10 protein-coding genes and 3 tRNA genes are annotated in these 13,713 nt (G+C 57.7%); 12 read left to right on the top strand and 1 reads right to left on the bottom strand.

The genetic code is table 11. The annotated features are described in order from the left end of the window. The first annotated feature begins 3 nt into the window (after positions 1-3). The 3 genes from ABQX22_RS19955 (at position 4) to ABQX22_RS19945 (ending at position 3,035) form a co-directional block, all read left to right on the top strand. On the top strand, positions 4-804 hold the full coding sequence (locus ABQX22_RS19955) for a carbohydrate ABC transporter permease (RefSeq protein WP_349801573.1): 801 nt from the start codon (positions 4-6) through the stop codon (positions 802-804). 12 nt (positions 805-816) lie between these two features. Beyond that, positions 817-1,089 (top strand): DUF2160 domain-containing protein, encoded by a 273-nt coding sequence (locus ABQX22_RS19950; RefSeq protein ID WP_349801572.1) that lies wholly within the window; start codon positions 817-819, stop codon positions 1,087-1,089. Positions 1,090-1,265: 176 nt separating this feature from the next. Further along, the gene (locus tag ABQX22_RS19945; protein ID WP_349801571.1) at positions 1,266-3,035 is read left to right on the top strand and encodes an ABC transporter substrate-binding protein; all 1,770 of its coding nucleotides are present in this window, start codon (positions 1,266-1,268) and stop codon (positions 3,033-3,035) included. A 188-nt stretch (positions 3,036-3,223) separates the two neighbouring features. Here the strand turns inward: ABQX22_RS19945 and folD are convergent, their stop codons facing one another. Beyond that, a complete protein-coding gene (folD, locus tag ABQX22_RS19940; RefSeq protein WP_349801570.1) occupies positions 3,224-4,078 on the bottom strand; it encodes a bifunctional methylenetetrahydrofolate dehydrogenase/methenyltetrahydrofolate cyclohydrolase FolD in 855 nt (284 codons plus the stop codon). A gap of 306 nt (positions 4,079-4,384) precedes the next feature. On the opposite strand from folD, the gene ABQX22_RS19935 reads away from it, so the two are divergent. The 9 genes from ABQX22_RS19935 (at position 4,385) to ABQX22_RS19895 (ending at position 13,647) form a co-directional block, all read left to right on the top strand. Then, positions 4,385-4,461, top strand: a tRNA-Arg gene (locus ABQX22_RS19935). Between the two features lie 61 nt (positions 4,462-4,522). Then, positions 4,523-4,598: transfer RNA gene (locus ABQX22_RS19930), tRNA-His, on the top strand. Positions 4,599-4,655: 57 nt separating this feature from the next. Continuing rightward, positions 4,656-4,740: transfer RNA gene (locus ABQX22_RS19925), tRNA-Leu, on the top strand. Positions 4,741-5,111: 371 nt separating this feature from the next. After that, positions 5,112-6,422: a trigger factor gene (gene tig, locus ABQX22_RS19920; RefSeq protein ID WP_349801569.1), complete on the top strand. Its 1,311-nt coding sequence runs from the start codon at positions 5,112-5,114 to the stop codon at positions 6,420-6,422. A gap of 90 nt (positions 6,423-6,512) precedes the next feature. After that, positions 6,513-7,154 (top strand): ATP-dependent Clp endopeptidase proteolytic subunit ClpP, encoded by a 642-nt coding sequence (clpP, locus tag ABQX22_RS19915; RefSeq protein ID WP_349801568.1) that lies wholly within the window; start codon positions 6,513-6,515, stop codon positions 7,152-7,154. A 116-nt stretch (positions 7,155-7,270) separates the two neighbouring features. Then, positions 7,271-8,554: an ATP-dependent Clp protease ATP-binding subunit ClpX gene (gene clpX / locus ABQX22_RS19910; protein ID WP_268797143.1), complete on the top strand. Its 1,284-nt coding sequence runs from the start codon at positions 7,271-7,273 to the stop codon at positions 8,552-8,554. Between the two features lie 177 nt (positions 8,555-8,731). Continuing rightward, the gene (lon, locus tag ABQX22_RS19905) at positions 8,732-11,128 is read left to right on the top strand and encodes an endopeptidase La (RefSeq protein WP_349801567.1); all 2,397 of its coding nucleotides are present in this window, start codon (positions 8,732-8,734) and stop codon (positions 11,126-11,128) included. 149 nt (positions 11,129-11,277) lie between these two features. After that, positions 11,278-11,550 carry an HU family DNA-binding protein gene (locus ABQX22_RS19900; protein ID WP_096822334.1) on the top strand — a complete coding sequence of 91 codons (273 nt, stop codon included), beginning with the start codon at positions 11,278-11,280 and terminating at the stop codon, positions 11,548-11,550. Positions 11,551-11,775: 225 nt separating this feature from the next. Next, on the top strand, positions 11,776-13,647 hold the full coding sequence (locus tag ABQX22_RS19895; RefSeq protein WP_349801566.1) for a SurA N-terminal domain-containing protein: 1,872 nt from the start codon (positions 11,776-11,778) through the stop codon (positions 13,645-13,647). The last annotated feature ends 66 nt before the right edge of the window (positions 13,648-13,713 follow it).

Here is a 13,713-nt window from a genome sequence, read left to right as displayed (position 1 = left end):
GCCATGAATTTTCGAAAAGTAGTGCCGTTGTGGATCTACCTGTTGTTCCTGCTGTTGCCGATCTACTGGCTGGTCAACATGTCGTTCAAGACCAACACCGAGATCCTCGGCGGTCTGACGCTGTTTCCCCAGGACTTCACGCTGGCGAACTACAAGGTGATTTTCACCGACGAGAGCTGGTACAGCGGCTACATCAACTCGCTGTACTACGTGTGCCTGAACACCGTGATATCGCTGAGTGTCGCTTTGCCAGCAGCTTATGCGTTTTCACGCTATCGTTTCCTCGGCGACAAGCACCTGTTCTTCTGGTTGCTGACCAACCGCATGGCGCCGCCGGCAGTGTTTCTGCTGCCGTTCTTCCAGCTGTACTCGTCCATCGGCCTGTTCGATACCCACATTGCCGTCGCACTGGCGCATTGCCTGTTCAACGTGCCGCTGGCGGTGTGGATTCTTGAAGGCTTCATGTCCGGCGTACCGAAGGAGATCGACGAAACGGCTTACATCGACGGCTACAGTTTTCCGAAGTTTTTCGCGAAGATTTTCATCCCGCTGATTGGCTCCGGGATCGGCGTGACGGCGTTCTTCTGCTTCATGTTTTCGTGGGTCGAGTTGCTGCTGGCACGCACCCTGACGTCGGTCAACGCCAAGCCCATTGCGGCGGTGATGACGCGCACGGTGTCGGCATCGGGTATCGATTGGGGGGTGCTGGCAGCGGCGGGGGTGTTGACCATCCTGCCGGGTATGCTGGTGATCTGGTTCGTTCGCAATCACGTGGTCAAGGGCTTTGCTCTTGGTCGTGTCTGAGGAGTCGCACACATGGAATGGATGGCCTGGACACTGCCCACCGCACTATTCTTCGGCAGCATCGCCGTCATCCTGGCGGGCATGACCGCCTGGGAATTGCGTTCGGCGAGCATCGAGCGGCGGGGTTTTCTGCCGATTGCCACCACCCGTGGCGATCGGTTATTCATCGGACTGCTCGGCAGCGCTTACCTGCATCTGCTGGTGATCGGCGCGACCGACTGGAGCATCTGGGTCGCTTCGGGGATCTCCCTGGTGTGGCTGTTGGTGGTAATGCGGTGGGGTTGAAATTGAGTCGTAAGAGCACCGCTCAGCTGTAGGAACGCGCTTGCCCGCGATGGCGGTCTGTCTGCGAAAGATTTTTCGACTGGCACTCAGCCTTCGCGGGCAAGCGCGCTCCTACAATGAGGTGCGATTACAGGTTGGAAAGCGGATTACATAAGAAACAATACTTGGAGGTGTCTATGTTCAATAAGAAAAACAAGCTGCGACATAGCGTGACGTTGGCGACCATGCTGACGCTCAGCGGATTGAGCGTGTCGGCGTGGGCGGATCAGTACGAAGACGCAGCGAAAAAATGGGTGGGCAGCGAATTCAAGCCTTCGACACTCAGCGCCGAGCAGCAACTGGATGAGTTGAAGTGGTTCATCAAGGCTGCCGAGCCCTTCCGCGGCATGAAGATCAAGGTGGTGTCGGAAACCCTGACCACCCACGAATACGAATCCAAGACGCTGGCCAAGGCGTTCTCCGAGATCACTGGCATCGAGCTGACCCATGACCTGCTGCAGGAAGGCGACGTCATCGAGAAGCTGCAGACCGCCATGCAGTCCGACAAAAGTATCTATGACGGCTGGGTCAACGACTCGGACCTGATCGGTACGCATTTTCGCTATGGCAAGGCTGAAGCCATCACCGACATGATGGCCAACGAAGGCAAGAACTTCACTTCGCCGACGCTGGATCTCAAGGACTTCATCGGTACCTCGTTCACCACCGCTCCGGACGGCAAGCTGTATCAGCTGCCCGACCAGCAGTTCGCCAACCTGTACTGGTTCCGTGCTGACTGGTTCGACCGCGCTGACTTGAAAGAGAAGTTCAAGGCCAAATACGGCTACGAGCTGGGGGTTCCGGTCAACTGGTCCGCCTATGAAGACATCGCCAAGTTCTTCAGCGAAGACGTCAAGGAAATCGACGGCAAGAAAGTCTACGGCCACATGGACTACGGCAAGAAAGACCCGTCCCTGGGCTGGCGCTTCACCGATGCCTGGTTCTCCATGGCCGGCAGCGGCGACAAGGGCCTGCCCAACGGCTTGCCAGTGGACGAGTGGGGTATTCGCGTAGAAGACTGCCATCCGGTCGGCTCCAGCATCACCCGTGGCGGCGACACCAACGGCCCGGCCGCTGTGTTCGCCACCCAGAAATACATCGACTGGCTCAAGGCCTACGCGCCACCTGAAGCCGCGGGCATGACGTTCTCCGAGTCCGGCCCGGTGCCGTCCCAGGGCAACGTTGCGCAACAGATCTTCTGGTACACCGCGTTCACCGCCGACATGACCAAGCCAGGTCTGCCGGTGATGAATGCCGATGGCACGCCGAAATGGCGCATGGCGCCGTCGCCTAAAGGGCCGTACTGGAAAGACGGCATGAAGCTGGGCTATCAGGACGTGGGTTCGTGGACCTTCCTCAAGTCAACGCCTGAGAAACAACGTCTGGCGGCGTGGCTTTACGCGCAATTCGTGACGTCGAAAACCGTTTCCCTGAAGAAAACCATCGTCGGCCTGACGCCGATTCGTGAGTCGGACATCAACTCCAAAGAGATGACCGAACTGGCGCCGAAACTGGGTGGTCTGGTGGAGTTCTATCGCAGCCCGGCCCGCGTTCAATGGTCGCCTACCGGCACCAACGTTCCGGATTATCCGAAGCTGGCGCAGTTGTGGTGGAGTCACGTGGCCGAAGCGGTCACCGGCGAGAAAACCGCGCAGGCGGCCCTCGACGGTCTGGCGAAGGATCAGGACGCGATCATGACCCGTATCGAACGCTCCAAGGTTCAGGACGCCAGCAAATGCGCGCCGAAGATGAACCCGGAAACGTCGGCAGAAGAGTGGTATGCGAAGGCAGAAGCCAGCGGCGGCAAGTTCCTTGCGCCACAGCGCAAATTGGCTAATGAGAAGCCGAAGGGCGAAACCATCAGCTACAACGAGCTGCTCAAGAGCTGGGAAGCGGCCAAGAAGTAGTGCGGGACCGGCGCCAGCTTTATCCGGGCGCCGGCTTCTGTAGGAGCGAATTTATTCGCGAAGCGGTGGGTCTGGGAGACCTGATACCGCCCTTCGCCAACACGTTGGCTCCCACAGAACCTTGATAAATGCAGATAAAAAAACGGCACCCTCGGGTGCCGTTTTTTATGCCTGATCGATTGGACGGATCAGTTGTGCAGCGACTCGGCCGCCAGCAGGGTGTTTTCCAGCAGGCAGGCGCGGGTCATCGGACCTACGCCGCCCGGCACCGGCGTGATCCAGCCTGCGCGGGGCAGGGCGGTCTCGTAGATCACGTCCCCCACCAGCTTGCCGTCGTCCTGACGGTTGATGCCGACGTCGATGACGATGGCGCCCTGTTTGATCCACTCGCCCTTGACCAGGCCCGGTTTGCCGGCGGCCACTACCACCAGATCGGCGCGGCCCACGTGGCCAGCCAGGTCCTGGGTGAAGCGGTGAGTCACGGTCACGGTGCAGCCGGCAAGCAGCAGCTCCATGGCCATTGGGCGACCAACGATGTTGGACGCGCCCACCACCACTGCGTCTTTGCCGTACAGGTCCACGCCGGTGCTTTCCAGCAGGGCCATGATGCCCTTCGGCGTGCACGGGCGCAGCACCGGGATGCGTTGTGCCAGACGGCCGATGTTGTAGGGGTGGAAGCCATCGACGTCCTTGTCCGGACGGATGCGCTCGAGCAGGCTGGAGGCTTCCAGGTGCGCAGGCAGGGGCAGTTGCAGCAGAATGCCGTCGATGGCGGCGTCGTCGTTCAGGCGATCGATCAGGTCCGTGAGTTCGGTCTGAGTGGTTTCGCTTGGCAGGTCGTAGGCCTGGGAGATGAAACCGACCTCTTCGCAATCCTTGCGCTTGTGCGAGACGTAAACCTGAGAGGCGGGGTCGCTGCCGACCAGAATGACCGCGAGGCCCGGCGTGCGCAGACCTTGCTCGCGACGTTCGGCGACACGTTTGGCAATCTGCTGGCGCAGGTTGGCTGCGATCGCTTTGCCGTCTATTAGTTTTGCAGTCATTACGCGTGATTAACCATCGGAGGGGAGGAAAAAAGAGCGCGCATTCTCGCATGACATGGCGCAAGGGCAAAGGCGCTTGGCACGCATAATCCCCTAAGCCCTTTAATTAACTGAATTTTTTAGAAAAAAGAGTTGACGACCTTTTGGACCGTCTATAAGATTCGTCGCACTTGTCGGGCACAGCCTAGCACTGAGTAGCCAGAAATGGCTGGCGAAGTCGGTAGGTTAATGAGTCAGGTAGGGTGTAGATCGGCTCAGCTTGATTGAAGCTCTTGGTTTGTAGTCGAAAGAATACAAATTGAATAAGTGCCCGTAGCTCAGCTGGATAGAGCATCCGCCTTCTAAGCGGATGGTCGCAGGTTCGAGTCCTGCCGGGTGCGCCATTAACGGCAGCTTTGGCACAAGTAGCATTCTTTATGAATGTATCGGTTACAACGCAAGATGGTGGGCGTAGCTCAGTTGGTAGAGCACGGGATTGTGACTCCCGTTGTCGAGGGTTCGATCCCCTTCGTCCACCCCATATTTGAAGAAGGCGCCAGACTTATAATCTGGCGCCTTTGCTTTAACAGCTTCAAACGCGGATGTGGTGGAATTGGTAGACACACTGGATTTAGGTTCCAGCGCCGCAAGGTGTGAGAGTTCGAGTCTCTCCGTCCGCACCAGTAAAAACCTTGGGAACTGCTTCGGTATTCTCAAGGGCTAGAAAAGCCGCCTAGTGCGGCTTTTTTCGTTTTGGCGTATTGGTTTCACGATCCAGCGCCCCCGGCGGCCAGGCGGTCGCAGCGGGGCGTGGACTGTTTCCGGGGCGTGGATCGATGTCCGGTAGCGAACGCTTCCTTTATATAGAGGCGGGTTACACCTGTCCCAGAGCGCTCGCAACGATTATCGGCGTCGACACCACACCCCTTGATTCATTCCACTTTATTTACCCTCACTCAGTAGGGTGACTTCTTGAGTTTGACCCACTAGAATGCTTGCCCTTGATTCTGGGGTCGGAAACGGCCGGCTAACGTCTGTGCAACGAGGAATATCCATGCAAGTTTCTGTTGAAAATACTTCCGCTCTTGAGCGCCGCATGACCATTGGCGTGCCAGCTGAGCGCATCGAGACCGAAGTCAACAAGCGTCTGCAGCAGACCGCACGTAAAGCCAAGATCCCGGGCTTCCGCCCTGGCAAAGTGCCTATGAGCGTGATCCGCCAGCGCTACGAAGACGGCGCTCGTCAAGACGCATTGGGCGACCTGATTCAGGCGACCTTCTACGAAGCAGTCGTAGAGCAAAAGCTGAACCCGGCTGGGGCCCCATCGGTCGAGCCAAAATCCTTTGAAAAGGGCAAGGACCTGGAATACGTCGCCACGTTCGAAGTATTCCCTGAGTTCACCGTTGCCGGTTTCGAATCCGTTGCCGTAGAGCGTCTGTCTGCCGACGTGGCTGACAGCGATCTGGACAACATGCTGGAAATCCTGCGCAAGCAGAACGTTCGTTTTGAAGCCACCGATCGCGCTGCTCAAGCCGACGACCAGCTGACCATCGACTTCGTTGGCAAGATCGACGGCGAAGAGTTCGCCGGCGGTTCTGCTACCGGCACTCAACTGGTGCTGGGTTCGGCTCGCATGATCCCGGGTTTCGAAGACGCACTGGTCGGCGCTAAAGCCGGCGAGAAGCGCGTGCTGACCCTGACGTTCCCAGAGGACTATCAGAATCTGGAGCTGGCGGGCAAACCCGTTGAATTCGACGTGACCGTCAACACCGTCTCCGAGCCAATCCTGCCTGAGCTGAACGAAACGTTCTTCAATCAGTTCGGCATCAAGGAAACCGGTATCGAAGGCTTCCGCACCGAAGTTCGCAAGAACATGGAGCGCGAGCTGCGTCAGGCGATCAAGTCCAAGGTCAAGAATCAGGTCATGGACGGTCTGCTGGCCGCTAACCCGATTGAAGTGCCTAAATCGCTGCTGGAAAACGAAGTCAACCGTCTGCGCGTTCAGGCCGTTCAGCAGTTCGGCGGCAACATCAAGCCGGACCAGCTGCCTGCCGAGCTGTTCGAAGAGCAAGCCAAGCGTCGCGTAGAGCTGGGCCTGATCGTTGCCGAAGTGGTCAAGCAGTTCGACCTCAAGCCTGATGAAGATCGCGTACGCGAGCTGATCAAGGAAATGGCTTCTGCTTACCAGGAGCCAGAGCAGGTCGTCTCCTGGTACTACAAGAACGAACAGCAGATGAACGAAGTGCGTTCGGTTGTGCTGGAAGAGCAAGTTGTGGATACTGTTTTGCAGAAAGCGAGCGTGACCGACAAAGCGGTCTCGTACGAAGAAGCGGTCAAGCCGGTAGAAGCTCCACAAGCCGACTGATTTTTTCTCTCGTTCGAAAACACCATAAGCCAGCCTTCGCGCTGGCTTATGCGTATTCAAGACATGACTATTTGGGAGTGAATGCAGGACATGTCCCGCAATTCTTATATTCAGCAGAACTCTGACATCCAGGCCGCTGGCGGCCTGGTCCCTATGGTTATCGAGCAGTCCGCCCGTGGCGAACGAGCCTATGACATCTACTCGCGCCTGTTGAAGGAGCGAGTGATATTTCTGGTCGGCCCGGTAGAAGACTACATGGCCAACCTGATCTCGGCTCAACTGCTGTTCCTTGAAGCGGAAAACCCGGACAAGGACATCCATCTCTACATCAACTCACCAGGCGGTTCGGTGACTGCAGGCATGGCGATCTACGACACCATGCAGTTCATCAAGCCGGACGTTTCGACCACATGCATGGGCCAGGCCTGCAGCATGGGCGCTTTCCTGTTGGCCGGTGGCGCACATGGCAAGCGTTTCGCGCTGCCGAATTCGCGCGTCATGATTCACCAGCCACTGGGCGGTTTCCAGGGCCAGGCGTCGGACATCGACATCCATGCCAAGGAAATCCTGTTCATCCGTCAGCGTCTGAACGAACTGCTGGCTCACCACACGGGTCAGTCACTGGAAACCATCGAGAAAGACACCAACCGGGATAACTTCATGAGCGCCGAACGCGCTGCTGAATACGGTCTGGTGGATTCGGTTCTCGACAGACGTCAAATGGTCAAATGACTGCTTGATTAGGCAGTAATCCCGGGTGGACGGACTTTCCGCGCCACCTGCGGACTTGAAAAAGCCCGCAATTGCCTTCATCTTGTGTTGCAAGCCTACCGGATTGGATCGATCGAATGACTGACACCCGCAACGGCGAGGACAACGGCAAACTGCTCTACTGCTCCTTCTGCGGCAAAAGCCAGCATGAAGTGCGCAAGTTGATTGCCGGCCCCTCGGTATTTATCTGTGACGAGTGCGTCGACCTGTGCAACGACATCATCCGCGAGGAGGTGCAGGAAGCACAGGCAGAGAGCAGCGCCCATAAATTACCATCGCCCAAAGAAATCAGCGGCATCCTTGACCAGTACGTCATCGGTCAGGAGCGTGCCAAAAAGGTTCTCGCAGTGGCGGTCTACAACCACTACAAGCGCCTTAACCAACGTGACAAGAAAAACGACGATGTCGAGCTTGGCAAAAGCAATATCCTGCTGATTGGCCCTACGGGCTCCGGCAAGACGTTGCTGGCCGAGACGCTTGCTCGCTTGCTCAATGTTCCGTTTACCATCGCCGACGCCACCACCCTGACCGAAGCCGGTTATGTGGGCGAAGACGTGGAAAACATCATCCAAAAGTTGTTGCAGAAATGCGATTACGACGTAGAGAAGGCCCAGATGGGTATCGTCTACATCGATGAAATCGACAAGATTTCGCGCAAATCCGACAACCCGTCGATTACCCGTGACGTTTCCGGCGAAGGCGTTCAGCAGGCACTGCTGAAGCTGATCGAAGGGACCGTGGCCTCCGTTCCGCCGCAAGGTGGACGCAAGCATCCTCAGCAGGAATTCCTGCAGGTGGACACGCGCAACATCCTGTTTATCTGCGGCGGTGCGTTCTCTGGCCTTGAAAAAGTCATCCAGGCGCGCTCCACCCGTGGCGGCATCGGCTTCAACGCCGAAGTTCGCAGCAAGGAAGAAGGCAAGAAAGTGGGCGAGTCCCTGCGTGAAGTCGAGCCTGACGATTTGGTCAAGTTCGGTCTGATCCCGGAATTCGTCGGCCGTCTGCCTGTGCTGGCGACGCTGGACGAGCTGGACGAAGCTGCGTTGATGCAGATTCTGACCGAGCCCAAGAACGCGCTGACCAAGCAGTACGGCAAGCTCTTCGAAATGGAAGGCGTGGACCTGGAGTTCCGGCCGGACGCGTTGAAATCGGTTGCCCGTCGTGCGCTTGAGCGCAAGACAGGCGCTCGTGGCCTGCGCTCCATTCTCGAAGGCGTACTGCTCGACACCATGTACGAGATCCCGTCGCAGTCTGACGTGAGCAAGGTGGTGATCGACGAAAGCGTGATCGAAGGAACGTCCAAGCCGCTGTTGATTTACGAAAACAGCGAGCCACCTGCCAAAGTGGCGCCGGACGCGTAAGCGCCGGTGTCAGCGGCAAGTGTGTAAAACGCAAGGGGGCCTACGGGCCCCTTTTGCATTCAGGTGGTTTTGCATTTACTCAAGTCGGCGCTTGTTTTTTTAGGTGTCTACCCCCATCTTGATTTTCAGCTTATATCTATCTGTCCATGGCCTTACGGCCGCCGTAGAGGCGAAATCATGAAGACGACCATTGAATTGCCTCTCTTGCCATTGCGCGATGTTGTGGTTTATCCGCATATGGTTATCCCACTGTTCGTGGGGCGCGAGAAGTCGATCGAGGCGCTTGAAGCCGCGATGACCGGTGACAAGCAGATCCTGTTGCTCGCGCAAAGAAACCCTGCAGACGATGATCCTGGTGAAGACGCTCTTTATAGCGTGGGCACGGTTGCAACCGTGTTGCAGCTGCTCAAACTGCCCGATGGCACCGTCAAGGTGTTGGTCGAAGGCGAGCAGCGGGGTTCTGTCGAACGTTTTATCGAGGTCGAAGGCCACTGCCGCGCCGAAGTGGCGCTGATCGACGAAGTCGACGCCCCGGACCGTGAATCCGAAGTCTTTGTGCGCAGCCTGCTGGCTCAGTTCGAGCAGTATGTGCAGCTGGGCAAGAAAGTCCCCGCCGAAGTCTTGTCCTCGCTCAACAGCATCGATGAGCCGGGCCGTCTGGTCGATACCATGGCAGCGCACATGGCGCTGAAAATCGAACAGAAGCAGGAAATCCTCGAGATCATTGACCTGTCTGCACGGGTCGAGCACGTACTGGCCTTGCTGGATGCCGAGATTGACCTGCTGCAGGTCGAGAAGCGCATCCGCGGCCGCGTGAAGAAGCAGATGGAGCGCAGTCAGCGCGAGTACTACCTGAATGAGCAGATGAAGGCCATTCAGAAGGAGCTCGGCGACAGCGACGAAGGCCATAACGAAATCGAAGAGCTGAAAAAGCGTATCGATGCTGCCGGGCTGCCCAAGGACGCGCTGACCAAGGCGACGGCCGAGCTGAACAAGCTCAAGCAGATGTCGCCAATGTCTGCTGAAGCCACCGTGGTGCGATCCTACATCGACTGGCTGGTTCAGGTGCCATGGAAAGCGCAAAGCAAGGTCCGTCTGGATCTGACGCGCGCGGAAGACATCCTCGACGCTGATCACTACGGTCTGGACGAAGTCAAGGAACGCATTCTTGAATACCTCGCCGTGCAGAAGCGCGTGAAGAAGATTCGCGGCCCTGTGCTGTGCCTGGTCGGTCCGCCTGGCGTGGGTAAAACCTCGCTGGCCGAATCCATCGCCCATGCCACCAACCGCAAGTTCGTGCGCATGGCCCTGGGTGGCGTGCGTGACGAGGCCGAGATCCGCGGGCATCGCCGTACCTATATCGGCTCGATGCCGGGCCGCCTGATCCAGAAAATGACCAAGGTCGGCGTGCGCAACCCGCTGTTCCTGCTCGACGAAATCGACAAAATGGGCAGCGACATGCGCGGCGATCCGGCGTCTGCACTGCTTGAAGTGCTCGACCCCGAGCAGAACCACAACTTCAACGACCATTACCTGGAAGTCGATTACGACCTCTCGGACGTGATGTTCCTGTGCACCGCGAACTCCATGAACATCCCTCCCGCGCTGTTGGACCGTATGGAAGTGATTCGCCTGCCGGGCTACACCGAAGACGAAAAGATCAACATCGCCACCAAGTACCTTTCACCCAAGCAGATCGCTGCCAACGGGTTGAAGAAGGGCGAAATCGAATTCGATCCGGAAGCCATTCGCGACATTATCCGGTATTACACGCGGGAAGCCGGGGTACGTAGCCTCGAGCGTCAGATCGCCAAAGTCTGCCGCAAGGCGGTCAAGGAACATGCCCACGAGAAGCGTTTCTCGGTGCGTGTGACGGCCGAAATGCTGGAAAACTTCCTGGGCGTGCGCAAATTCCGCTACGGATTGGCCGAGCAGACCGACCAGATTGGCCAGGTAACGGGTCTTGCGTGGACTCAAGTGGGCGGTGAATTGCTGACCATCGAGGCCGCTGTGGTACCGGGCAAAGGTCAGTTGATCAAGACCGGTTCCCTGGGTGACGTGATGGTCGAATCCATCACCGCTGCACTGACCGTTGTGCGCAGCCGCGCCAAAAGTCTGGGCATCCCCGTGGACTTCCACGAGAAGCGCGACACCCATATCCACATGCCGGAAGGGGCAACGCCCAAAGATGGCCCTAGCGCAGGCGTAGGCATGTGCACGGCGCTGGTTTCGGCGCTGACACAGATACCGGTGCGTGCGGACGTGGCAATGACCGGTGAAATCACCCTTCGCGGGCAGGTTCTGGCGATCGGCGGGCTGAAGGAAAAGTTGCTGGCGGCACACCGTGGCGGGATCAAAACGGTGATCATTCCTGAAGAAAATGTTCGCGATTTGAAAGAAATTCCCGACAACATCAAACAGGACCTGCAGATCAAGCCGGTTAAATGGATTGACGAAGTCCTGCAAATTGCGCTGCAATACGCGCCGGAGCCCTTGCCGGATGTGGCGCCGGAGATGGTTGCAAAGGATGAAAAGCGCGAGTCTGACGCTAAGGAAAGAATTAGCACGCATTAGTCTGAGTGGCTTCCTTGACAGCTTTTTAGAGCCCTTGTTATAAAGCGGCTCTTCAAGCCCAGGCAGTCAATAGCCAGGCCACTCAGCGCTCGTTTGGCTTTACCAAAAAACTTAGAAAATACTCAATTTAGATATAAGGGGACTTAAGAGTGAACAAGTCGGAACTGATTGATGCTATCGCTGCATCCGCTGATATCCCGAAAGCTGCTGCCGGCCGTGCGCTGGATGCAGTCATCGAATCCGTCACTGGTGCTCTCAAGGCTGGCGACTCCGTTGTACTGGTTGGCTTTGGTACCTTCTCCGTCACCGACCGTCCTGCTCGCGTAGGTCGCAACCCGCAGACTGGCAAGACGCTGGAAATCGCAGCCGCCAAGAAGCCAGGTTTCAAAGCCGGTAAAGCGCTGAAAGAAGCTGTGAACTAAGTTTCAACGTTTGCCTTTACCCAGCCAGGAGACATTTGTTCCTGGTTGTGAAGCGGCAAGTGCGGTTGGTCGCAAACTGGCCTGTCACCTCGGGGGACGCAAATTCGAACCCCGTCCGCTTTGCAAGTTACGAGAAGGCGCATCCTCGGATGCGCCTTTCTTCTATCCGGATTCTACCCACGCTCCGCGGTTGGTCAGTCAAACACCACCGTTTCTGGGGGACGCATGCTGCAGAATATCAGGGACAATTCACAAGGCTGGATTGCCAAAACCATTATCGGAGTGATCATTGCTCTGATGGCCCTGACGGGTTTCGATGCCATTTTCAGAGCAACCAGCCACAGTCAGGATGCTGCGAAGGTCAATGGCGAAGAGATCAGTCAGAACGAGCTGGCGCAAGCGGTTGACATGCAACGTCGTCAACTGGCGCAACAGCTGGGCAAGGATTTCGATCCTGCGATGCTCAATGACCAAATGCTGCGTGAATCCGCCCTCAAGGGACTGATCGACCGCAAGCTCTTGCTGCAGGGCGCCGCCGATTCCAAATTCGGCTTCTCCGAAGCGTCGCTGGATCAACAGATTCTGCTCACACCTGAATTCCAGGTCGATGGCAAATTCAACGCCGATCGTTTCGATCAGGTGGTACGTCAGCTGGGTTACACCCGTCTGCAGTTCCGCCAGATGCTTGGCCAGGAAATGCTGATCGGCCAGATTCGCGCCGGTGTTGCGGGCAGCGCCTTCATCACGGATGCGCAAGTCGATGCCTTCGCCCGTCTGGAAAAGCAGACGCGTGATTTCGCGACCTTGACCCTGCCGGCCGATCCGGCGGACGTCAAAGTCACCGACGATGAAATCAAGGCCCACTACGACGAGCACGCCAAGGAATTTCTGAGCCCGGAGCAGGTGGTACTCGACTACATCGAGCTGAAGAAGTCTTCCTTCTTCGACAAGGTGTCGGTCAAGGACGAAGACCTTCAAGCGGCCTACCAGAAAGAAATCGCCAACCTGGCTGAGCAGCGTCGCGCTGCCCACATCCTCATCGAAGTGAACGACAAGATGACCGATGCACAGGCCAAGGCGAAGGTTGAAGAGATTCAACAGCGTCTGGCCAAGGGTGAAGATTTTGCTGCGTTGGCCAAGGAAGTGTCCCAGGACCCGGGTTCGTCCGCCAAGGGCGGTGACCTGGGTTACGCAGGCAAGGGCGTTTACGATCCGGCCTTCGAAGACGCGCTGTATGCGTTGAACAAGGATCAGGTGTCGCCACCGGTTCGCACCCAGTTCGGCTGGCACTTGATCAAGCTGTTGGGTGTCGAGGCGCCGTCGGTACCGACGTTCGCCAGCCTCAAGGAAAAGCTGACCACCGACCTGAAATCGGCACTGGTGGAGCAGAAGTTCGTTGAAGCCACCAAGCAGTTGGAAGACACGGCGTTCGAATCCTCTGATCTGGCACAGCCGGCTCAGGACCTGGGCCTGAAAGTGCAGACCAGCGCTCCGTTCGGGCGTGAAGGCGGCGAAGGCCTGACGGCCAACCGTGCGGTCATCCAGGCGGCGTTCAGCCCGGAAGTGCTGGAAGAAGGTTCCAACAGTTCGGCGCTGGAGCTTGATCCGGAGACCGTGCTGGTGGTGCGTTCCAAGGAACATCGTCAGCCCGAGCAATTGCCGCTGGAAGCGGTGTCTTCGGCAATCCGTGCCCAGCTGACCAAAGAGCACGCCAGCGAAGCGGCGAAAGCCAAGGGCGAGGCGCTGCTGGCAGGGTTGCGTGACGGCAAGACGCCGTTGGCGGCCAAGCAGGGCGGCCAGAGCTGGAAAGTCGTTGAGGCGGCATCCCGCACGCAGGAAGGGGTTGACCCTAAAGTGCTGCAGGCGTTGTTCCGGATGCCCAAGCCTGAAGGCAAGGACAAACCTGGCTTCGGCAGCCTGACGGCCGCTGACGGCAGCTTCGTGATCCTGCGCCTCAATGGGGTCAATCAGGCAGCGGCACCGACCGATGCCGAGAAAGCGCAGTACCGTCGTTACCTGGCGTCCCGCGAAGGGCAACAGGATTTCGCGGCGTACCGGGCACAGCTGCAAAGCACAGCGAAGATCGAGAAATACTGATCGATTGATCCGCTGACTACAAAAAGCCCCGGCTCGTGAGAGACCGGGGCTTTTTTGTTCGTTCCC

The organism is Xanthomonas sp. WHRI 1810A (genome assembly GCF_040202885.1).
Lineage (GTDB): Bacteria > Pseudomonadota > Gammaproteobacteria > Pseudomonadales > Pseudomonadaceae > Aquipseudomonas.
This window is presented reverse-complemented; position numbering and strand designations above follow the sequence as displayed.

Excerpts from the sequence above, each read along its gene's own strand:
- tig (WP_349801569.1), top strand. The coding sequence starts at position 5,112 with ATGCAAGTTTCTGTTGAAAATACTTCCGCTCTTGAGCGCCGCATGACC.
- clpX (WP_268797143.1), top strand. The coding sequence starts at position 7,271 with ATGACTGACACCCGCAACGGCGAGGACAACGGCAAACTGCTCTACTGC.
- ABQX22_RS19950 (WP_349801572.1), top strand. The coding sequence starts at position 817 with ATGGAATGGATGGCCTGGACACTGCCCACCGCACTATTCTTCGGCAGC.
- lon (WP_349801567.1), top strand. The coding sequence starts at position 8,732 with ATGAAGACGACCATTGAATTGCCTCTCTTGCCATTGCGCGATGTTGTG.
- ABQX22_RS19895 (WP_349801566.1), top strand. The coding sequence starts at position 11,776 with ATGCTGCAGAATATCAGGGACAATTCACAAGGCTGGATTGCCAAAACC.
- clpP (WP_349801568.1), top strand. The coding sequence starts at position 6,513 with ATGTCCCGCAATTCTTATATTCAGCAGAACTCTGACATCCAGGCCGCT.
- ABQX22_RS19945 (WP_349801571.1), top strand. The coding sequence starts at position 1,266 with ATGTTCAATAAGAAAAACAAGCTGCGACATAGCGTGACGTTGGCGACC.
- ABQX22_RS19955 (WP_349801573.1), top strand. The coding sequence starts at position 4 with ATGAATTTTCGAAAAGTAGTGCCGTTGTGGATCTACCTGTTGTTCCTG.
- folD (WP_349801570.1), bottom strand. The coding sequence starts at position 4,078 with ATGACTGCAAAACTAATAGACGGCAAAGCGATCGCAGCCAACCTGCGC.